Origin of the sequence: Uliginosibacterium sp. H1 (genome assembly GCF_036017065.1) — a bacterium.
Lineage (GTDB): Bacteria > Pseudomonadota > Gammaproteobacteria > Burkholderiales > Rhodocyclaceae > Uliginosibacterium.
The window spans coordinates 114,849-136,221 of sequence record NZ_JAYXHR010000002.1; the positions used below are offsets into that span (position 1 = coordinate 114,849).

At 67.7% G+C, this 21,373-nt stretch carries 16 protein-coding genes; 12 read left to right on the forward strand and 4 right to left on the reverse strand.

The genetic code is table 11. The features are described 5' to 3' along the window. Window positions 1–27: 27 nt before the first annotated feature. Window positions 28–567 carry a hypothetical protein gene (locus VVD47_RS10010; RefSeq protein WP_327603316.1) on the forward strand — a complete coding sequence of 180 codons (540 nt, stop codon included), beginning with the start codon at window positions 28–30 and terminating at the stop codon, window positions 565–567. Window positions 568–627: 60 nt separating this feature from the next. Here VVD47_RS10010 and VVD47_RS10015 read toward each other — a convergent pair whose 3' ends face one another. From VVD47_RS10015 to VVD47_RS10025, 3 genes are all read right to left on the reverse strand, one after another. Beyond that, window positions 628–2,652 (reverse strand): methyl-accepting chemotaxis protein, encoded by a 2,025-nt coding sequence (locus tag VVD47_RS10015; RefSeq protein ID WP_327603317.1) that lies wholly within the window; start codon window positions 2,650–2,652, stop codon window positions 628–630. Window positions 2,653–2,687: 35 nt separating this feature from the next. Beyond that, window positions 2,688–4,790 (reverse strand): methyl-accepting chemotaxis protein, encoded by a 2,103-nt coding sequence (locus VVD47_RS10020; protein WP_327603318.1) that lies wholly within the window; start codon window positions 4,788–4,790, stop codon window positions 2,688–2,690. A 305-nt stretch (window positions 4,791–5,095) separates the two neighbouring features. After that, entirely contained in the window at window positions 5,096–7,846 is a 2,751-nt protein-coding gene (locus VVD47_RS10025) for a bifunctional diguanylate cyclase/phosphodiesterase (protein WP_327603319.1), read from the reverse strand. 270 nt (window positions 7,847–8,116) lie between these two features. Between VVD47_RS10025 and glpD the strand changes: the two genes are divergently transcribed. From glpD to VVD47_RS10080, 11 genes are all read left to right on the forward strand, one after another. Then, a complete protein-coding gene (glpD, locus tag VVD47_RS10030) occupies window positions 8,117–9,658 on the forward strand; it encodes a glycerol-3-phosphate dehydrogenase (RefSeq protein ID WP_327603320.1) in 1,542 nt (513 codons plus the stop codon). Further along, window positions 9,655–11,169 carry a glycerol kinase GlpK gene (gene glpK / locus VVD47_RS10035; protein ID WP_327603321.1) on the forward strand — a complete coding sequence of 505 codons (1,515 nt, stop codon included), beginning with the start codon at window positions 9,655–9,657 and terminating at the stop codon, window positions 11,167–11,169. The genes glpD and glpK overlap by 4 nt, the downstream gene beginning before the upstream one ends. Window positions 11,170–11,336: 167 nt before the next feature. Then, window positions 11,337–12,335 carry a hypothetical protein gene (locus VVD47_RS10040; RefSeq protein WP_327603322.1) on the forward strand — a complete coding sequence of 333 codons (999 nt, stop codon included), beginning with the start codon at window positions 11,337–11,339 and terminating at the stop codon, window positions 12,333–12,335. Window positions 12,336–12,977: 642 nt separating this feature from the next. Then, window positions 12,978–13,673 carry a hypothetical protein gene (locus tag VVD47_RS10045; RefSeq protein ID WP_327603323.1) on the forward strand — a complete coding sequence of 232 codons (696 nt, stop codon included), beginning with the start codon at window positions 12,978–12,980 and terminating at the stop codon, window positions 13,671–13,673. Window positions 13,674–14,168: 495 nt separating this feature from the next. Next, window positions 14,169–15,173 (forward strand): transglutaminase family protein, encoded by a 1,005-nt coding sequence (locus VVD47_RS10050; protein ID WP_327603324.1) that lies wholly within the window; start codon window positions 14,169–14,171, stop codon window positions 15,171–15,173. A 131-nt stretch (window positions 15,174–15,304) separates the two neighbouring features. Then, entirely contained in the window at window positions 15,305–15,697 is a 393-nt protein-coding gene (locus VVD47_RS10055) for a hemerythrin domain-containing protein (protein ID WP_327603325.1), read from the forward strand. Window positions 15,698–15,840: 143 nt separating this feature from the next. Continuing rightward, the gene (locus tag VVD47_RS10060) at window positions 15,841–16,191 is read left to right on the forward strand and encodes a hypothetical protein (RefSeq protein WP_327603326.1); all 351 of its coding nucleotides are present in this window, start codon (window positions 15,841–15,843) and stop codon (window positions 16,189–16,191) included. Beyond that, window positions 16,188–16,844 (forward strand): HAD hydrolase-like protein, encoded by a 657-nt coding sequence (locus VVD47_RS10065; RefSeq protein WP_327603327.1) that lies wholly within the window; start codon window positions 16,188–16,190, stop codon window positions 16,842–16,844. Before VVD47_RS10060 ends, VVD47_RS10065 begins: the two co-directional genes overlap by 4 nt. 78 nt (window positions 16,845–16,922) lie before the next feature. After that, window positions 16,923–17,120 (forward strand): YqaE/Pmp3 family membrane protein, encoded by a 198-nt coding sequence (locus tag VVD47_RS10070; RefSeq protein ID WP_327603328.1) that lies wholly within the window; start codon window positions 16,923–16,925, stop codon window positions 17,118–17,120. Window positions 17,121–17,145: 25 nt separating this feature from the next. Continuing rightward, the gene (locus VVD47_RS10075; protein ID WP_327603329.1) at window positions 17,146–17,493 is read left to right on the forward strand and encodes a GlpM family protein; all 348 of its coding nucleotides are present in this window, start codon (window positions 17,146–17,148) and stop codon (window positions 17,491–17,493) included. A gap of 205 nt (window positions 17,494–17,698) precedes the next feature. Next, the gene (locus VVD47_RS10080; RefSeq protein WP_327603330.1) at window positions 17,699–19,831 is read left to right on the forward strand and encodes a TonB-dependent siderophore receptor; all 2,133 of its coding nucleotides are present in this window, start codon (window positions 17,699–17,701) and stop codon (window positions 19,829–19,831) included. 76 nt (window positions 19,832–19,907) lie between these two features. Here the strand turns inward: VVD47_RS10080 and VVD47_RS10085 are convergent, their stop codons facing one another. Then, a complete protein-coding gene (locus VVD47_RS10085; protein WP_327603331.1) occupies window positions 19,908–21,368 on the reverse strand; it encodes an amidohydrolase family protein in 1,461 nt (486 codons plus the stop codon). Between the last annotated feature and the right edge of the window lie 5 nt (window positions 21,369–21,373).

Genomic DNA, 21,373 nt, shown 5'->3' on the forward strand with positions numbered 1-21,373 from the left:
GGCGGCACCCCACAACACACAACAACCATGACAGCCATTCGCCCGCTCGCCACCGCTCTTGCCACCGTTCTTGCCACCTGTGTGGCAGCCACCCTGCTGACCGCCTGTGCCACCCCGGCCCCCTCCGCGTCGCTGGGCTTCGACAGGAATTTCCCGCTGCCCGTCGGGCAAGGCGCCATCGTCGTGTATCGCCAGGGCAATGGCTTCGCCAGCCTCACGGCGGCGGTGATGGTGGATGGCAAGTCGCCCGCCTCCCTGGCCCGCAACGAGCACGCCGTCATTCCGCTGGCGGCCGGCGAGCACCTGCTGCAGCAACGCTGGGTGCTGACCAACAAGGAACCGACCACCACCACCCGCATCAACGGGACGCCGGCCGAACTGCGTTTCACGCTGGACAGCGGCGAGAAGCGCTTCCTGCGCCTGACCGTCAGCACTGACCGGTTGACCGAGGACGTCGCCGAGCTGCGCACTGATGTCACCTGGCGGCTGCAGGAAATGCCAGCCGACGTGGCCTTGGGGGAACTCGCCCAGACCCGCCCGGCGGCCCCCGCCCCCGCGGGCCGCTGACACGCCGGAAAGCAGAACGGCCCCGCAGGGCCGTTCCGTCTTGTCCGCAGCCGGAATCGCCTACACCCGGAACCTGCGCATCTGCTCGTCGAGACGCTGGGCCAGCGCCTCCAGGTCGCGCGCCGTGCTGGCGGTCGCGCCGACGGCGGCGGAGTTCTCTTCCGCCATCTGCGCGATGCGCTCCACGTTCTGCGCGATCTCGGTACTCGCGGCCCCTTGCTCGCGCATCGCCAGCGAGATTTCCGACACCGACTTCACCACCTGGTTGGCGGACTCGTTGATGACGCGCATCGCGTCGCCGGCCTGGCGGGTCAGCGCCACGCCGGCGTCCACGCGTCCCACGCCTTTCTTCATGCTCTCCACCGCCTGATCGGTGCCCCACTGGATGGCGTCGATCATGCCGGTGATTTCCTGGGTCGCCTTCGACGTGCGCTCGGCCAGCTTGCGCACCTCGTCGGCCACCACGGCGAAGCCGCGACCGGTCTCGCCGGCCCGGGCGGCCTCGATGGCCGCGTTGAGCGCCAGCAGGTTGGTCTGTTCGGCAATTTCCTTGATGGTGTTCACGATGGCGCCGATCGCTTCGGAGTTGTTGCCCAGCTCCGCGATCACCTTGGAGGACTGGTTCACCGCGTCGGAGATACGCTCGATCTCGGACACCGACCGCATCACCACCTCGCCACCCTTGTTCGCGCTGTTGCCGGAACTGGTGGCGGTGTGCTCCGCCTCCTCCGCGTAGCGCGCAATCTCGTTGATGCCCACGGTCATCTGCTGCACCGTCGCGGCCATGTTGGCGGCGGCCTCGCTCTGTTTCTCCGAACCGCTGGACACGTTGTCGGCGGAGCCGGAGAGCTGGCTGGCTGCGTCGGTCGCTTCACGCGACGCCGCCTGCACGCGCTGGATCACCGACCCGAAGGCTTCGGCCATGCCATTGAACTGGTCGGCGACTTCCTCCAGTTCGTCCTGCGCGGAGAACGGAATGCGGTAGCCCAGTTCACCGGCGCCGATGCGCTGCGCGCCTTCCGACAACTCGGCCACCGAGCGGGTGATCGACAGGAACAGCGCGACCGCCATGTACACCAGCAGCAGCACGCCAGCCAAGCCCACGAGGTTGGTGAGCAGGAAGCGCATCCCCAGCGTGGCGACCCGCCAGTTGACGATGCTGTTCAGCTCGCCATACACCTCGTCGAAGATGACTTTGTAATAGGCATCCAGCGCCTTGCTGCCCTCCACCGCGTAGTCCTTGGCGGACACGCCGCGGGTGCCGGACAGCACCTTGCTGCGGGTCGTCTCGATGAAGGGGGCGGTGGACGCCGTCAGCGCCTTGCCGGCCGCCTCCATGTCGGCCTTCACGCCGCTGGAGTCCCCGGCGGAGCGCACCATGTTCTCGATGAGATCGCCGCGGAAGCGTTCCATCTCGTCGAGCTGGTTGCCCATGCGCCGCCATTCCTTGGCGAAGCCCGGCACGCCCAGCACCATGATGCCGCTGGTACGCAGGCGGCTGATGCGTTCGGTGGACTCCGGCACGCTGCGCATCAGCGAATCGGCCAGGTAGGCCCCGCGCGGATCCGGGTCGCGTGACAGCGCGGAGGCGGCAGCCAGGTCGCGCATGAACAGCATGATCGCGTCCTGCAGCGGCCGGCCGGCCTCCTGCAGCTCACGGGCATCCTTCTCCTGCGCGGCCTTCTTCAGCTTGTCCCATTCGGCGGCGACCTTCTTCCAGCTTTCGCCGAGCTGCAGCTGGCCGGCATCGGCGACTTCCTCGCCGACGTCGGCAAAGGCGGCGTCGGCATCCTTCATGGCCTGCTCGGCCAGCGGCTTGAGGTCGTCCGCGCCCTTGGCGCCCAGCGCGTAGCCGTTGAAGTGCTGCAGCTTCTGCAGCGCCACCAGGGTCGGCTCGTACACGTCGAGGCCGGTGGCGGCATGGCGTGCGGCGTCCAGCGAACTGCGCGTCCATTGCGCCAGCGAGATCATGAAGAAGCCGATCGCCAGCAATGCGACGACCCCCAGCAGGCCGAACTTCCAGCGGTACTTGAGGCGCTGCAGGACAGCGATGGCGGGGATGAAAAACAGTCTTAGCAGATTCAAGACAGTCTCCGGTTATGCGTAATGGGTCAGCGCGCTCAGATACTGAAGCGGCTGACCTCCTGATTCAGGTCACGGGCCAGCGATTCCAGCCGCGCAGCGGTGGCGGCGGTGCCGGCCACGGCGTCGCTGTTCTCTTCGGCCATGCGGGCGATGCGCTCGACGCTCTGGGCGATCTCGGTACTCGCGGCGGTCTGCTCGCGCAGGGCCAGCGAGATGTCGGCGATGGACTGCACGACGCGGCCGGATTCGTCGCGGATCGACAACATGGCGGCGCCGGCCTGGTTGGTCAGGTCCACGCCGCTGCGCACGCGGGACACGCCGTCCTGCATGACCGCCACGGCGCGATTGGTGCCGGTCTGGATGGCACCGACCATGCCGGAGATCTCGTGGGTGGCGCGGCCGGTGCGCTCGGCCAGCTTGCGCACCTCGTCGGCCACCACTGCGAAGCCACGGCCTTCCTCGCCGGCGCGGGCCGCCTCGATGGCGGCGTTGAGCGCCAGTAGGTTGGTCTGGTCGGCAATTTCCTTGATGGAGTTCACGATGGAGCTGATGCGTGCCGAGTTGCGGCCCAGTTCCTGGATGACCCCGGCGGATTCGTTCACCGCCTCGGCGATGCGCTCCATTTCCTGCACGGTCTGGGCGACGATCTCGCCACCGGACACGGACTGGTCACCGGACTGGTTGGCCACCGTCTCGGCCGAACCGGCATGACGCGAAATCTCGTCGATGCCCACGGTCATTTCCTCGATGGCGGCCGCCATGCTGGACGCTGCTTCACTCTGGCGCTCGGAACCGCCGGACACACTGGCCGCGGTGGAGGCCAGCGCGGCGGAACTGCTCGACAGGTCCTTCGCGGTGGTCTGCACCTGCCGGATCACTTCGGAGAAGGAGCCGGCCATGCCGTTGAACTGGTCGGCGACGTCACGCAGCTCGTCATGCGCCGAGAAGTCGATGCGGTAGCCCAGCTTGCCGTTGCGGATTTCCTGCGCGCCGGCGGCCAGTTCGGACACCGAACCGAGGATGGCGAAGAACATCGCCACCGTGCCATACACCAGGGCCAGCACCCACACGGCGGCGATCACCATGTTGCTGTAAAAGCGCGTCTCCAGCGAGGCGATGCGCTCGTCCAGGCGCGCCTGCAGGGCGGGCACGATCTGGTTGACGGACTGGGCGAAAAGATTGTCGATGCTGCGGGCGATCTGCGTGGAGAAGTCCACCGCCGGCACGCTGAAGCCACCGCGCGTGATCTCCGCGTCCACCACCTCGCCCAGTGCCTTGGTGCTGGCATCCAGTTCGTCGAGCATGCCCTTGAGCTTGGGCAGGCCGCCCGGCGTGGCCGCGGCGGCACGCTGGATGGAGTCGACCAGTTCGCCACGGGTGCGCTCCACTTCCGCCACTTGCGGTACGACCTGGCGCCATTCGCCGGCCATGTCCTTGGTGGTCAGCACGATGGTGCCGGAAGCGCGCAGGCGGCTGAGGCGGTCGGTGGCCTCGGGCAGCTTGCGCAGCAAGGTGTCGGCCATGAAGCTGGTGTCGGGCTGGGCATCGCTCATCAGGCGCGAGCCTTCGCCGATGTCGCGGAACAGGTCGGCTTCCAGTTGCAACAGCTTCGCGTGGGCAGTCGCCACGCCGCTGGCATCGGCGGCGGCCTTGGCCTGCACCTGCTTCCATTCGGCGGCGACGGTCTTCAGGCGCGCCTGCGCGGCATCCAGGCCGGAGACCTCGTCCTGCGCCTTAACGAGCGCAGCGTCCAGTGACTTGATGGCGGTGTCGATCTCGCCACGCTTGGCGCCGAGCGCGCCCTTCATGGCTTCGTCGCCCGCGGCGGCACCGGCCGCCAGGCCCATGTGCTGCTGGGTGAGTTGCAACAGGCGGGCCGCCGGCTGGTAGGTCGCCAGGCCGGCGCGCTCGTGGCGTGCGGCGGACAGTTCGCCTTGCATGGCGAACATCAGCGACACCACGAAGAATCCGATGGACAGCAAGGCCACCAGGCCCATGAGGCCGAACTTGGTGGGGTACTTCAGGCGGTTGAGCAGCTTGATGGCTGGCGCGAACAGGGCGTCCACGGTGAAGCTGCGGGGGCTGACGCCCTTGAGCGGAAGCCTGGGTTTCAGGCCGGACAGTGCGCGCATTTTCATGCTGATTCTTGTACCGATCGTCGCGCTTGGTTTCACGTTTACCCTCCCGGGTTGCAGGGCTTGTTGCAGTCGTCCTTGAGCTATCGACCCGGAAGGCCCCGACTTGAATGGCAGCCTGCCCCGGGAACACCCCCGGCGCCCGCTGCAGCGGGGCTTCCGGGGGATTGGACGGTGTATGAACTTTCGTTAAATCAAACGTTTGAGGCGCTAGCGGAGACGCCTCGCGCTTACGACCTTGGTGGTATCCCTGATGCCCCGGAAATTCGTCTTCGCCACCCCATGACGACGGGGGCGGCGGTGCCGGATCAGGCGGTGGGGCCGGCAGCGGCAGGCGGCGCCAGCGGGGGCGGCGAGCGCAACAGGCCGCCGAGATCGGCCGCGGTGCGCGGCACGGACAGGAAGTAGCCCTGGGCCTGGTCGCAACCGAAGTCGCGCAGGCGTTCCAGCGTCGCCAGGTCCTCGACGCCTTCGGCCACCACGGTCAGCCCCAGGCTGTGCGCGAGGCCGATGGTGGATCGCACGATGATGGCGTCCTGCTCGTCCTGCAGCATGTCGCGCACGAAGGAGCGGTCGATCTTCAGCGAGGTCAGCGGCATGCGCTTGAGGTAGGCCAGCGAGGAATAGCCGGTACCGAAATCGTCGATCGACAGGCAGCAGCCCAGCCCGGCCAAGCGCTCCACCACCGACAGCGCGCGATCGGGGTCGCTGATCAGCGCGGTTTCGGTGATCTCCAGTTCGAGGGCGGAGGGCGGCACGCCGATCTCGTGGATCAGCGCCGCCAGTTCGTCGGGGAAGGTGGCATCCACCAGGTTGCGCGCCGACAGGTTGATCGCCACGCCAAGATTGAGGCCGGACTCGCGCCAGGCGCGCAGTTGCAGCATGGCAGCGCGGGCCACCCACAGCGACAGCGGCCGGATGAGGTCGCTCATCTCGGCGAACTGTATGAAGTCGGCAGGCGGAATCTGCCCCAGCAGCGGATGCGACCAGCGCACCAGCGCTTCGCAACCGCTCCAGCCGCCGTTCTGCAGGTCCAGCTTGGGCTGGAAGTTGAGCATCAGCTGGTCGCCGCGGATGGCGGAGCCCAGCTCGGTGATCATCGCCAGGCGGCGCGGGCTGTGCGCGTCCTGCGCCGGGTCGTACACGTTGACGCCGGTCGACGCGCCCTTGGCGCCGTACATGGCGACGTCGGCGCAGCGCAGCAGCGCATTGCTGGTCTCGCCATGCTGCGGGAACAGAGAGATGCCGATGCTGGCGGCGAGTTCGATGGCCACGCCCTGCACGTCGAAGGGCCGGCGCAGGGCGGCGCTGATGTCCTGCGCGACGATGCGCGCATGGTCCGGCAACCACAGGGTGCGCAGCAGCAGCGCGAATTCGTCGCCGCCGAGGCGGAACACCATCGCGTCATGGTCCTGCAGGGTCTCGCCGAGACGCTGCGCCACCTGCTTCAGCAACTGGTCGCCGGTCTGGTGGCCCAGGGTGTCGTTCACTTCCTTGAAGCGGTCCAGGTCCAGCAGCATCAGCGCCGAGCCCATGCCGACGCTGCGCGCATGCTCGAAGGCGGCGGTGGATACCTGGTGCAGGCGGGTGCGGTTGGGCAGGCCGGTCAGCGAGTCGTGCAGGGTCTGGTATTCCAGCGCGCCGACGTTCTTCGCGTTGGCCAGCGCCAGCGATACGGTCTGGTGGATGGCCTGCAGGATGAAGCGCTCGCCACCGCGCATGTCCTCGATGGAGTTGGTGTACAGCAGCGACACCGTGCCCAGCGGCTGGTCGCGATACATCAATGGCATGACGACCATGGAGCGCACGCCGCGCGCGGTCATCAGCAGCTTGCCGGTGGGGTCCAGGCGGTCGTCGTTGGCGACGTCGTGGCTCACCATCAGCTCGCCGTGTTCCAGCGCCAGGCCGCTCAGGCTGCCCTGCATCGGCAGGCGGCGGCCGCGTTGCAGCGCCTCGCCGTCGAAGCCCTCGCTGGCCATCAGGTTCAGCCACTCACCGTCTTCCTCGACGACGTAGAAGGTGACCATCTGCGACTGCTGGTAGTCGTGCAGCAGGCGCACTGTCTCCTCGCCGATGGTGCGCGCGTCGGTGGTCGCCATCAGGCGGTTGGCCAGGCTGTTGACCACCACCAGTGCGTTGTTGCTCTGCTCCAGTTCCTGCGCGGCGATCTCGCGCTCACGCTCGGCGGCGCGGCGGGTGGACACGTCGCGCACGATCGCCAGCAGTGCCATCTCGCCGCCGGCCACGTGTGCGGCCAGGCTGATCTCGGCATCGAACTCGCTGCCGTCCGGCCGCTGCAGCATGCGCTCGAATATGCGCATGCCATCGCTGGGCACGGTGGGCTGGCCGGCAGTCGCGGGCAGGAAGAGGACGGGGTCGGCCGCCAGCAGCGCTTCGCGGCTGCAGTCGAACAGGCGGGTGGCGAAGGCGTTGCAGTCGGTGATGTGGCCTTCGCGGATGACGAAGATGGCGTCCCCCGCGAGGTCGAACAGCGAGCGGTAGCGCCGTTCGCTGTCACGCAGTTCGTGGAACACGCGGAGCTGGGCCAGCAGGTCGGCCACCGAGGTCGCGAAGCTCTGCTCGTCGCGGCTCCACAGGCGGGCGCTGCCCACGTGCTCGATGCACAGCACGCCGCCGACGTTGCCGGCGCGGTTCAGCGTGGCGTCCAGCACCGCGCCGATGCCCAGCGGCCGCAGGTAGTTCTGCACGAATTCGACGGTGCGGGCGTCGTGCATGGCGTCGGACGCGTCGATGACGCGGGCGCCGGACAGCGCGGCGAAATAGGCCGGGTACTCGGCGGCCCGCAGGCAGTGGCCGCGCTCGAACACGCCGGGCTCGGCACGGAACATCATGCGGCAGTCCATCAACCCGGCCACGACATCCAGCTCCCACACGCTCACCCGGGCCACGTCCAGTTCGGTCGCCAGCATGGAGGTGACGTGGCGCAGCGCACCGTCGAGGTCGCTGGTCCACAGCGCATCGTCCTTGGCCAGCCGGATGAAGGCCGACTGCAGGCGATTGCTCAGGTGCTGGAGGGACTCGGTGGACGATCTCAGCATGGTGCGTGGGGCGGGGTGGCCGGTGCAGCCGGCCGCGTTCTCCGGGTTATGGCGCCGGGCCGCCGGCCGGAAAATGCCGGTCCGCCGCCTGAGCGCTCCCCAACTTAACGACCACGGGCGCCAAAACTGAAACCGGTAACAGGCGGGGCGGGCGTGCAATCCGTCACGCCCGCGGGGCCTTCGCGGCAGGCGGCAAGCGTGGAACAGCAGGGTTTCCCCGCCCCTGCCCGGCCTCGTAGCGGCAGACGAAATGGGCTCTAATCGCCCTTCATGGACCCCGCGATCAACACGGACCCCTTCGACCTGGCCGTCATCGGTGGCGGCATCAATGGCGCAGGCATCGCCCGCGATGCGGCGGGCCGTGGCCTGCGCGTGCTGCTGGTGGAGCGCGACGACCTCGCCAGCCACACGTCGTCGGCCAGCACCAAGCTGGCGCACGGCGGGCTGCGCTACCTGGAACAAGGGCACCTCGGCCTGGTGCGCCAGTCGCTGCACGAGCGCGGTGTGCTGCTGCGTACGGCGCCGCACCTGTGCCGGCCGCTGCGCTTCGTCATGCCGCAGGGCCAGCGCCCGGCCTGGCAGTTGCGGGTCGGCCTGTGGCTCTACGACCGGCTGGCCGGGCAAGGCCCGCTGCCCGGCTCCAGCCCGGTGGCGCTGGGCCAGCACGCCGCCGGCGCCGCCCTGCAGGCCCAGCACCGCCAGGGCTTCGTCTACTCCGACGCCTGGGTGGACGACGCCCGCCTCGTCATTGCCAACGCGCAGGACGCGCGGGCCCGTGGCGCCACGGTGCTGACCCGCACCCGTTGCATCCGTGCCGCGCGCGCCGCCGACGCCAGCCACTGGCAGCTGGAGCTGCAGGCCGCCGGCAGTCGTCCGCTGCCGGCACGCTGCCGTGCCCTGGTGAACGCCACCGGGCCGTGGGCGGCGCGCTTCCTGCACGAGGCCACGCCCTGCCCGCCGCGCCACCGCGTACGCCTGGTGCGCGGCAGCCACATCGTCGTGCCGGCGTTGTTCGACCACGACCACGCCTACATCCTGCAGAACCCGGACGGCCGCATCGTCTTCGCAATTCCCTGGCAGGGCCACTACACGATGATCGGCACCACCGAGGCCGAGCATCCGGACGACCCCGCCGACGCCCGCGCCAGCGCGCTGGAGGTGGCCTACCTGTGCGAATCGGTCGGCCGCTATTTCCGCCGCACGCCCACACCCGCCGAGGTGCTGTGGAGCTTTGCCGGCGTGCGCCCGCTGCTGGACGACGGCACGCGCAACGCCAGCAAGGTGTCGCGTGAGCACCTGCTCGACCTCGACACCGCGAGCAGCAAGGATGGCGCCGCGTTGCTGACGGTGTGGGGCGGCAAGCTCACCACCTACCGCGCCATCGCCGAGCAGGCCGTCGACCTGCTGGCCCCGCGCCTGGGCAGCCACGCGCCGGCCTGGACCGCGCACGTCGCCCTGCCGGGCGGCGACATTCCCTCGGGCGACATGACCACCTGGCTGGCCGGGCTGCTACATCGCCACCCGGGCCTGCCGCCACGCTTGTTGCAACGCTGGGCGCGCAGCTACGGCAGTGCCTGCAGCGGCCTGCTGGACGGCGTGCACACCCTGGCGGACCTCGGCGAGGAAGTGCTGCCCGGGCTGCATGCACGCGAGCTGGATTACCTGATCGACCAGGAGTGGGCGCGCAGCGCGCAGGACGTGCTGTGGCGACGCTCCAAGCTGGGCCTGCAGTTCGCCCCCGACGGCATTGAGGCCGCGGAAGCCCGGCTGGACCGCTGGCTGCTGGAACGACTGGACGGAGACCGCCGATGAGCGCTCATTCCTCCCGCACGCCGCCGTACATCCTCGCGCTGGACCAGGGCACCACCAGTTCGCGCGCGCTGGTCTTCGACGCCGACGCCCGCTGCATCGCGGTGGCCCAGCGCGAATTCGAACAGCATTTTCCGCAACCCGGCTGGGTGGAGCACGACGCCGACGAGATCTGGATCAGCCAGCTCGGCGTTGCCCGCGAAGCCCTGGCGCGCGCCGGCCTCAATGCCGAGGACATCGCCGCCATCGGCATCGCCAACCAGCGCGAGACCACCCTGGTGTGGGACCGCGCCAGCGGCCGCCCGGTGGCCCCCGCCATCGTCTGGCAGGACCGCCGCACCGCACCGCTGTGCCAGCGCCTGCGCGAGGAGGGCCTGGAAAACCTGTTCAACCAGTTCACCGGCCTGCTGCTGGACCCCTATTTCTCCGGCACCAAGCTGCGCTGGCTGCTCGACAACATTCCACAGGGCCAGGCGCGCGCCGAATCCGGCCAGCTCGCCTTCGGCACCATCGACAGCTGGCTGGTGTGGAAGCTCACCGCCGGCCGCCTGCACGTCACCGACGCCAGCAACGCCTCGCGCACCCTGCTCTACAACATCCACCGCAGCGAATGGGACCCGGTGCTGTGCGATGCGCTGCGCATCCCGCAGGCCATCCTGCCGCGCGTGCTGCCGTCCAGCCACCCGGTCGGCCACACCGATGCCGGCGTGTTCGGCGTGCCGCTACTCATCGGCGGCATGGCCGGCGACCAGCAGGCCGCCCTCTTCGGTCAGTCCTGCCTGGATGCCGGCATGGCCAAGAACACCTACGGCACCGGCTGCTTCATGCTGCTGCATACCGGTGACATGCCCTGCAAATCGAAGCACGGCCTGCTCACCACGCGCGCCGCGCAACTCGGCGCCACCGCGCAGTACGCGCTGGAAGGCAGCGTCTTCTCCGGCGGCGCCGTGGTGCAATGGCTGCGCGACGGGCTGGGCATCATCAAGCAATCCAGCGACATCGAGGCCCTGGCCGCCAGCGTGCCGGACGCCGGTGGCGTGTACCTCGTGCCCGCATTCACCGGGCTGGGCGCCCCCTACTGGGACCCGGACGCACGCGGCGCCATCCTTGGCCTCAGCCGAGGCAGCAGCGCCGCCCACCTCGCCCGCGCCGCGCTGGAATCCATCGCCTTCCAGTCGGCCGAACTGCTGGCCGCCATGCAGGCCGACAGCGCCTCGCCGCTCAAGGAGCTACGCGTCGACGGCGGCGCGACGAGCAACAAGCTGCTGCTGCAGATGCAGGCCGACCTGCTCGGCATCCCGGTGCTGCGCCCGGCCGTGCAGGAAACCACCGCATTGGGCGCCGCCTACCTCGCCGGCCTCGCCGCCGGCATATGGGACAGCCCGGACGCCATCCGCCAGCGCTGGCGCCTCGAACAGGTCTTCGAACCCGCCATCTCGCGCGACCGCGCCGACTACCTGATGACCGGGTGGCGGAATGCGGTGAGGAATGTGCTGTCGGGCTTCCACTGGTAAGCCAGCCGCAGCACCCGGTGTCATCGATTCGTCCACCGCCTTGCGCTAAGCTTCATCGGCCCGCGCAGGCGGGACAGGCAAAGCCGCCCGAGCACACGCCAGCGCCCACGCGCCGGGTGTCAGTTCAACCGGGCGCAAGCAAGGCGCCCTGCCGGAGGATGTCCCAGATGTCATCTCGACACCGGATCATTGGTGTATTCCTGCTCGTCACCGCTTCGATTGCCGGGGTGAGCGCCCAACCGACCGCAAGACCGAACAGCGGCCATCCCCCGAGCGCCTTCGAAATGGCCGCGGCCAGCCTGCCGCCCCCGCCGGCCCAGCCCGGCGAGGCCGCGCGCCCCTGCGCACGGATCGGCAAGGACCCGGCCCTGCGGATGCGCTATGCCTCGCCCGAAGTGGAACAGAGCATGACCGATGCCCCGCAGTTCAAGGGGCTGCACGCCGTGCTGAACATGTGGGCCAGCCGGCATGTTCCGGGGACGACGGGCTGCTGGACGGACAGTGATCTCGTCGTCAGCCGATTCCAGGCCGCCGTCGGCAACCCGGTGACGGGCGTGCTGGCCGCGGAGGATGTCGGCCGCCTCATGGGCGCGCTTGCGGCAGCCCGCGCGGTACAGGGCGAAGAGCGCAACCGGCAGGCCGCCGCCCAGGCGGAAGTCGACAAGCTGCGGGCCAGCGGCGTGCGTGTCCTCGGCATCGTCTTCGGCACCCCGCTCGACCTGCCGCAATGCCCCCCCTTGCGCTGGGGCGAATTTCCGGCGCTGGCATGTCAGAAGGTGGTCGGCAACGAGGTGTATGTCGAGCTGCCGCGCAGCGAACTGCCCGCGTGGATCAACCAGGGCTCGCTGTACGTGAGGCTGTATCGCGGCGTCGTCGAATCGCTGCACCTGTCCCCGTCCAACTGGGGCGCCGCCATGCGCGTCATGAACGAGCGTTTCGGCGAGGCGGGCGTCCGCACGCAGCAGTACGAGAACGGGTTCGGCGCTGCATTTACCGTGACGGACCACAGCTGGTCCGGCGAAGGCCTGGTGGCACGGACGAGTTGCCGTTACGGATCAACCTGCCGCGATCAGATCCAGATCATCTCGCAAGCCGTCGCCCAGGCCCGCGCACAGGACCGCAACCGGCAGGAAGTCGAGCAGACCAATACCGGCCGCAAGTTCTGACGCGTGCGGGTCGACGACCGCGGGCGCCCGCCACACGAATGCGCAGTCAATCGGGACAGACGGATTGGTCAAGCGGAAGCCGGCATGAACAGTCAGAAATCAAAGTCGCTGGATTCCCGCTGCCGCGGGAATGACGAGGTTGAGGGTGGCGGTCGGCGTAGGGCGCAATATCCGAAGGGCATTGCGCCGGATAAGGCCCGGCCGTGCAGGAAACCACCGCACTGGGCGCCGCCTACCTCGCCGGCCTCGCCGCCGGCGTATGGGACAGCCCGGACCCATCCGCCAGCGCTGGCGTCTCAAGAAGGTCTTCGAACCCGCCATCTCGCGTGATCGCGCGGACTACCTGATGACCGGGCGACGGAATGCGATAAGGAAAGTGTTGTCGGGCTTCCATTGGTAGCGGGCTGAGCAGGCCGCTGGCATACGCAAGCGGCCGTCGCTACACTGGGCCTAGCCTCCTGGTTTGCGGATTGCATTCCTGCGTACACAGCGACTTCGCCAGACTCCTAGCGCGAGCCGACTCTGCAACAACTCTGCGCGACATGCGGCGAGACGCTGGGTATGCAGTAGTTTTGCGGTATGGATTGACGACAGTAGACGCCTCATTTCTAGATCGAACGCCACTCCTAGGGAATCCATTTCATGAAGGTCATTGCACTATTCGTCGTCGCCCTACTTTCCGGCTGTGCGACACAAGGAACAAACACCTTTAACTACAGTAAAGGTGATCGAACTCCGGTCACGAATGAAGTCACAGTCAACGCTCCCTATAGCCGCGTCTGGGACATGCTTGTCCGCGATCTCGCCAAGAGCTTCTACGTCATCAACAACATCGACAAAGAATCAAGAATCATCAACGTTTCTTTCACCTCCACAGAAGCAGCGGAGTTTGTTGACTGCGGAAGGACATCGAGAACGTACACCGAGGGGCCTAATGTGGAGAGATTTGACTACGAGGTCGCATCTCGATCTACATACAAGGTTGCGGCCACCCGCCAAGAGCATCTTTCAATGACGAACTATGCAGTGATGAGTCGGGATCCAACCCTTGAAGGCCGATCGAATATCTACGTCGCGCCCTCGGCGACTGACTCTTCAAAAACCACCGTGTCAGTAAACACTCGCTACGTGATGACCATGAAAACCAAAGGGGACGCATACGCCAAACATATATCGGGAGCTATTCACTCGCGCGGACGCGTGCCAGAAGACTCGTCGGTCATCACTTTCAATACAAACACGGTTGCGACTCGAGAAGAGCCAAATTCTCCGGCGATGGTTTGCTTCGCAAAAGGGAAACTTGAATCCGATGTGCTTTCCATCGTCAAAGGTCTATGAACTCAGGAACACAGGCTCTTAGGCCTTTTATCAAGAGAGCTTCGGCCTGCAAGCCGAGCCCGCATGGAGCGCAGTAACCGAAGGCACTGCGCCGGATGAGAGCACTTATATGGAGCACGCCTCAGCAACGTGGCACCGCCCCCCCCCCTCTGCGGCCCCCGAGGAGCACAGTCGTGACGAGGTTCGCGCGTAGCGTGACGAGGATGCCTGAGCGCGTCGAAGCAGGGGACCACGCGAAGCGTGGCGGCGGAAGCGGGGGCGCGTTCTCTGCATGCTCTCTGCCGCGCAGCAGAGAGATGCCGCCCGTCGGGGCGAACTCCCGACCAAGTATGGCGAGCCACCACCATCCCTACGGCGGGAGCCGACATGACAGAAAATCCAAGAGCAACGTCGCTGGATTCCTGCCCTTCGCCCCCTTCGTCATGCTGACGCCCCAGCCGTAGCGCCCTCCCTCCCTTTGCTAAGCTGCACCATCCTCACCTCCAGGAGCCGTCCATGTCCGCCGAGACGTCCACAACCCAGTCCGTCTTCCTGGAAATCGAGCACCGCACGATCTACCGCTACAACAGGGTCGTGGAGTTTTCTCCCCACCGCGTGATGTTCCGGCCGCGCGCGGCGCATGACATACGGATCGTGTCGGCCGCGCTGGAGGTGTCGCCCCACAACCGGCAGCAGTGGGTGCAGGACGTGTTCTCGAACTCGGTCGCCATCGTGCATCCGCAGGTGCCGGCAGACCGGCTGGAGCTGCACGCCCGCTGCGTGATCGAGCACTTCGGGGTGCAGAACCTGGCCTTGCCGCTGACGCCGGAAGCGGAGAATTACCCCTTCAGCTACAGCGCGGATGACAGCGTGGACCTCGCCGGTTTCCTGCCGCCGCAGTACCCGGATGACCAGCCGGCGCTGCGCGAATGGGTGCAGCAGTTCCTGCCTTCGCGGGGCACGATCCACACCCGCGACATCCTGGGCAACCTGAACGCGGCGATCCGCAGCGACTTCCAGTACGCGTCGCGCGATGCGATGGGCACCCAGCGGCCGGCCGAGACGCTGCAGCTGCGTAGCGGCACCTGTCGCGACTTCGCCTTGCTGATGATGGAGGCAGTGCGCAGCCTCGGGCTGGCGGCGCGCTTCGTGTCCGGCTACCTGTACGACAAGGCGCTGGACGTTGCCACCCCGCCGGCGGTGCGCAGCAGTGGCCTGCAGCAGGGCGTGCGCCAGGTGGAAAGCCGCGACGAGCCACCGGTGCTCGGTGCGGGGGCGACCCACGCCTGGCTGCACGTGTATCTGCCGGGCGCCGGCTGGGTGCCGTATGACCCGACCAACACGCTGGTAGGCGGCACGGACCTGATCCGCGTGGCCTACACGCGCCGTCCGGAGCAGGCAGCGCCGGTGTCTGGCTCCTGGTTCGGCGCGGCGGGGGATTTCGCCGGCATGGACGTGCAGGTCAGCGTGAGGCGCATCGAGCCGCCGGCCGGCAACGCACCGGTGGTCGGTGAGGAATGAGCAGGGGCTGAACCGGATATCCGCAAGGCCATCCGGACCAGGGATGTGGCCCGGATTTGCGTCCGGTCAAGAAGGGCTGCACATGGCGGACCTAAGCTTGCGTCATCTCCGCCCGCCGAGAGGCTACTGCCGTGCGAAAAATCAGCCTTCGCCTCAAGCACCTGAGCCAGGAACACCAGGCCGCGATGCGCCTGGCGGTGTCGGCGCGCGTTGCCGCGCTGGACCTTGCCGATCTGCCCGCCCTGTCCCGCCGCATCGCCCAGACCTTCGAGCGCGAACTGGAACCGCATTTCCTGGAAGAAGAGCGTCACGCCATTCCGCAACTGCGCGAACTGGGCCGCAACGACCTGGCCGAACGCACCCTGCGCGAGCACATGCAGATCCGCGCCATCGTGAAGCAACTGCACGAGGCACCGTCACCCGAGCACATCAAGGCCTTCTCGGAAGCCCTCAGCGCCCACGTGGAGTTCGAGGAAGGGGAAGTGTGGGAAGTGCTGGAGGCAGCGGCAGAGCGCTCCAACTGACGGCCCGCGCGCAGCCGGAAGCCACCCAACCGCCGGAGACGGACGGGCAGGCGATGCCGCGTCATTCCGTGTCAGTATTTCCGCCGTTCCAGGCGTGACCGGGCACCGGCCGCCTCGTATCCCACAACCGGCGGACCACCCCGATGACCCCTGGCAGGCTTGCAAGCACGGCCCTCCTTCCCGCATGGCCGCTGGAGGCACTGGCCAGCGTCCCCGGCACGACGACATTCACGCATAACGCCCTGGTCGTCATCTCGGTCCTCGGCGCGCTGATCGTGTTGCGGCTCCAGTTGCGCCGCGAGGATGACAGCCCGCCCTCGCTGTTCGGCGCCTTGCTGGCGATCGCCTGCGGGGGCTTCGGCACCTTCATCTCGCTGATCGCCTACTTCGCAGGGCCGCAGGTGGGGATGCTCGCGGTGTTTGCCGACATGCTGCCGTATGCCATCGGCTTGCTTGTCTTCGGGGTCTTCTCCCTTTTCAGCGCCGCCAGATGAGGTACCGCGTCGTCGCCTTCGACTTCGACGGCACCCTGGCCGACACCTTCCCGTTCTTCGTGAAGGTGTTCAACACGCTGGCGGACGCGCATGGCTTCCGCCGCGTCGGCAAGGATGAGGCGGAGTCGCTGCGTGGCAAGGACGCACGCGAGGTGATGAAGCACGTGGGCCTGCCGCTGTGGAAGTTCCCGCGCGTGGCCCTGCAGTTCAAGACGATGATGGCCGCGGAGATCGAGGGCATCACGCTCTTCGACGGCATCGCCGACATGCTGCAGACGCTGCATGCGCACGGCGTGGTGCTGGCCATCGTGTCGTCCAACGCGGAATCGAATGTCCGGCGGGTGCTGGGGCCGCAGGCCGCGCTCATCAGTCATTACGCCTGCGGCGCGGCCCTGCTGGGCAAGCGGCAACACCTGCGCGAACTGCTGCGGCACGGCCCCTGGCGGAGCAGCGAGATGCTGTACGTGGGCGACGAATTGCGCGATGCCGAGGCGGCCCGCTCGGAAGACGTGGCCTTCGGTGCGGTCGCCTGGGGTTACACCCGCTTCGATGCCTTGCAGGCCGTGGGGCCCCAGGCGAGCTTCGCGCGGGTCGCGGACATCGTGGCCGCCTGCACCGGGCCGGACACGCCGGACACGCAATCCGGTCTATAGTCCTCGGGCCCGGTGTCCGGACCTTACCGTGACACCCGACCGACCCGCCGCCCGACCTGCAACCGACACGGAGTCCCCATGCGCCTGCTGCTCGCGATCTTCCTGCCTTTCATGGTCTTCTTCACCATCGGCCGCCCGGTTGCCGGCGTCATCTGCCTGATCCTGCAACTGACCCTGATCGGATGGCTGCCCGCAGCGTTGTGGGCGGTATATGCGCTGGGCCAGTACAAGACGGACAGGAAGATCGAGGCCGCAGCGAACGGCCGCAAGCCCTGAGACCGCCGGACACGCAGAACACGACATGGGCGGCCTGCTGCTGAAAGGAGCGATCGGCGCGGCGGCGGTCATCGTCATCGCCCTGCTGTCACGCAGCCGCTATTTCTTCGTGGCGGGGCTGGTGCCGCTGTTCCCCAGCCTCGCGCTCATCGCGCATGTCATCGTCGGTGGCGAACGCGGCGCGCTGGCGCTGCGCGAGACCGCCATCTTCGGCCTGTGGTCACTGCTGCCCTACGCGACCTACCTGGTCGTGGTGATCCTGGCGAGCGAACGCCTGGCGCTGTGGCAGACGTTGCTGCTGGCCACCGCCGCTTGGTGTGGCGCGGCCGGCCTGCTGCTGTGGGGCTGGCAGCACTTCCGCGCCGGACTCTGATCCCGGCCTACCCAAGGCCGCCTTTCCCCCGAAACCCGCGTTACACCCCCTTTTCGCAAACATCTTTGTGGTTAGCGCAAAGATTCGCTGCCGGCTTTTGAGGCAAAATCCGTGCGCCCGCTGCAAACAAGAACAATTCTCAATACTATGCGTGCATGCTTTGCGCGCTGTCTGTCGTCGAATCTGCCGTCGAACAAGGATCACCATGACCGTCTCCTCTCCCGTCCGTCCGCGCCTGCGTTGCGCAACCCTCGCCGCTGCCGTGGCCGCCACCCTGGCCGCCCCGCTGGCCCAGGCCCAGGCGCAATCCCAGCCCGGCGACATCACCCTGCCGGCTGTGACCGTCACAGCCACTTCACCGGTCGCGGGTGAGGGCTATTCTGCAGGCGCTGCCAGCATCGGTGGCAAAGGCGAGGTATCGCTGAAGGAGATTCCACAATCGGTCAGCGTGGTGACGCGCGAACGCATGGACGACCAGAACATGGTGCGTCTCGAAGACCTCGCCCGCCGCACCACCGGCATGCTGGTGCTGGCCAACGACCAGGGCCGCTCGTCCATCTACATGCGCGGTTTCGAGCTGGACTCGTACCTGATCGACGGCCTGCCCTCGCCGCTGTCCAGCATCTACGGCACCCAGCCCGACCTGTGGCTGTTCGACCGCGTCGAGGTGCTGCGCGGCCCGGCCGGGCTGTACAACGGCACCGGCGAACCCGGCGGCACGGTGAACCTCGCCCGCAAGCGGGCACTGAAGTCCTTCGCGGCCTCCGGCTCGCTGGCTTACGGCTCGTGGGATGCGCAGCGTTACGAAGCTGACGTGACCGGCGCCCTGACCGAGGATGGCAAGGTGCGCGGCCGCGTCGTCGCTGCCTATCAAAGCAAGAACAGCTGGATCGACGTGAACGACAACCAGAACCAGGTGGGCTACGGCACGCTGGAGTTCGATCTCGCGCCGCGCACCACCCTGTCGCTGGGCGCCACCAATGCCAGCAGCGACGTGAAGCCCTTCAACGGCCTGCCCACCACGGCCAGCGGCCAGCTGCTGGGCGTAGACCGCTCCACCTTCATCGGCGCCAACTGGAACCGTTTCGAGAATGCTTCCAGCGAGGGCTTCGTCGAACTGATGCATGGCCTGGACGGTGGTGGCCACGTCAAGGCGGCGGTGCGGATGGTCAACCGCTCGGTGGACTTCAAGTACGCCTACTCCGCCAGCGCCGCCGATGCGGCCGGCAACGTGACCCGCACCGCGATCGCCCGTCAGTACGACGAGGAATCCCTGGCCGCGGACACCCACCTCAACCTGCCCTTCACCCTGTGGAACCTGCCGCAGAACCTGATCGTCGGCGCGGACTACCGCGAGTACGACCAGACCACCCTGCAAGGCAGCGCCAACATTGCCGGCACCACCAACGTGAACAACCCGAGCTATGCCTGGCCGGAGCCGAACATCACGCTGAACAGCCGCACCAATGTCGCGCCGGAGCAGTACGGCGTGTACGCCAATGTGCGCATCAAGCCCTGGCAGCCGCTGACCCTGATCGGCGGAGCCCGCGTGTCCTGGTACGACGCAACGACCACCAACCTGGTCAACAACAGCGTCAGCAAGGTGCAGATCGACAGCAAGATCACCCCCTTCGCTGGCGTGGTCTATGACATCAGCAAATCCTGGTCGGCCTATGCCAGCTTCACCGAGATCTTCCAGCCGCAGACCACGCTGGGTGCCGATGGCCAGCCGATCGACCCGCGTGAAGGGCGCAGCTACGAAGCCGGCGTGAAGGGCCAGCACTTCAACGGCCTGCTCAACTCGCAGTTCGGCCTGTACCGCCTGCGCGACAAGAACCGCGCCGTCGGCGTCCCGGGTACGACCTACTCCATCGCCAACGGCGAAGTGGAAGTCCAGGGCATCGAAGCCGAAATCTCCGGCATGCTCGCCACGGGCTGGGAGGCCTCCGCCGGCTACACCTTCACCGACACCGAGTTCGTGTCCGGCAGCGCCGGCCAGGCTGGCCAGGTCTTCTCCACCGTCACGCCGCGCCACAACTTCAACCTGTGGACCCGCTACGACTTCCAGCAGGAGGTGATGCGTGGCGCCTATCTGGGTGGCGGCCTGCGGGCGATGAGCAGCTTCTACAGCATGTCCGGCACTGCGCGCATCGAGCAGGACGCCTACACCGTGGTGGACGCGCTGCTGGGTTACCGCATCACGCGCAACGTCGACCTGTCGCTGACGGTGAACAACCTGTTCGACAAGAAGTACTACCAGCGCGTGGGCGGCACCTCGGTGTTCAACTTCTACGGCGAGCCGCGCAGCTACTGGCTGAAGACCACGCTGGCCTTCTGATCACCGCTCGACGCTGAAAATGATCCCGCACACGGTGCAAACCGTGTGCGGGATTTTTCTTTCCGTCACGCCACGCTCAGCAGCAGGCTGACCCGCCTGCCTGCAGGTAGCGCTGCGCCAGTGCGCCGTCCAGCGCACGCACCGTGGCGCGCCAGCTGTCGTCCCGCTTCAGCGCGGCGCGCAGGCTGCCCATCAGCGCCTGCATGAGTGCGGGGTAGTCGACACCCAGCACGCGGCCGTCCTGCACCAGCAACCGGCCTTCGACGAACACCTGGCGGATGTGCGCCGCGGTGGCGCGCGCCAGCACGTAGTCCATGACGGCGACGTCGTCGAAGAGGTGGTCTTCCATCAGCGCATGACCGTCGAGCACCAGCAGGTCGGCGCGTGCGCCGGCAAGCAGTGCGGCGTCCGTCTCGATGCCGCTCACTGCGTAGCGTCCCTGCTCGCTGGCGATGCGCCAGGCATCGGCATGCGACAGCTTCGTGTCGTAGCCCCAGCCCTTGTGCAGGTGGTGCAGCAGGCGCAGTTCGCGCAGTGCGTCGTCGTCCTCGTCCAGCGCAAGGCCGTCCAGCCCCATCGCCACGCGGCACCCCGCCGCGAGCATGTGTTGCACCGGCGCGATGCCGGAGCGGATGCCGAGGTTGGAGCCGGTGTTCACCGAGATGCGCGCGCCCGCCTCGGCGATCAACGCCAGCTCCTCCGGCCGCGCCCAGGTGCAGTGGGCCAGGGTCAGGCGCGGGCTCAGCAGGCCGATGTCGCGCAGGTAGGTGACGATGCCTTGGGGGAATTCACCGTCGGCCCATTCGCGCTGGTAACGCGTCTCCAGCAGATGCATGTGCACCTGCCGGCCGGTGTCCGCCGACGCCTGCGCGATGGCGCGCAGCAAGGCATCCGAACACCACTGCACGCCGGTGGGACCGTACTGCACGTTGAAGCCGGGGCCGTGGCACTCAGCGGCGATGGCGTCCGCCAGCGCAAGTTGTTCGGCCGGTGACGCGGGGGGCTTGCCGAAGCGTGGCGCCAGCGCATCCCGCAGCGCGGGCGGCAGGCTGGCGAGCACGGCGGCATCGTCCGCGTAGGCGATGTTGTTGCGATCGCGCAGTGCCACCGCGAAGCCCACGTGCGCACCGACGTCCCGGGCGGCGCGCGCGACCTGCTTCGCTTCTTCCAGCGGCGACACCAGTCCCTGCTGGCGCGTGTAATGCACCATCACGCGGCCTGCGCCGCGCAAGGCCGAGCGCGCCAGCGAGGATGCCGCCGCCACGTAGGCGTCTACACCCGGAATGACGCCCAGGTAGAACAGCCAGGACTCCAGCGGCCGGTCGAAGCCACCCAGCGCAGTGGCCCGCACCGCGCGCGCGTGGTCGTGCGCATTGCACAGGCCGGGCAGCGCGATGAGGCCGTTGCCGGTCGGCGCAGTTGCGTCGATGCGCGCGATGCGGCCGTCCTGCAAGCCCAGGCGCGCACCGTTGACCGGTGCATCCTGCGCGGGCCTGGCCAGCAGCCAGTCGACATCCAGATGATCCAGGCCCGTCATGCTTC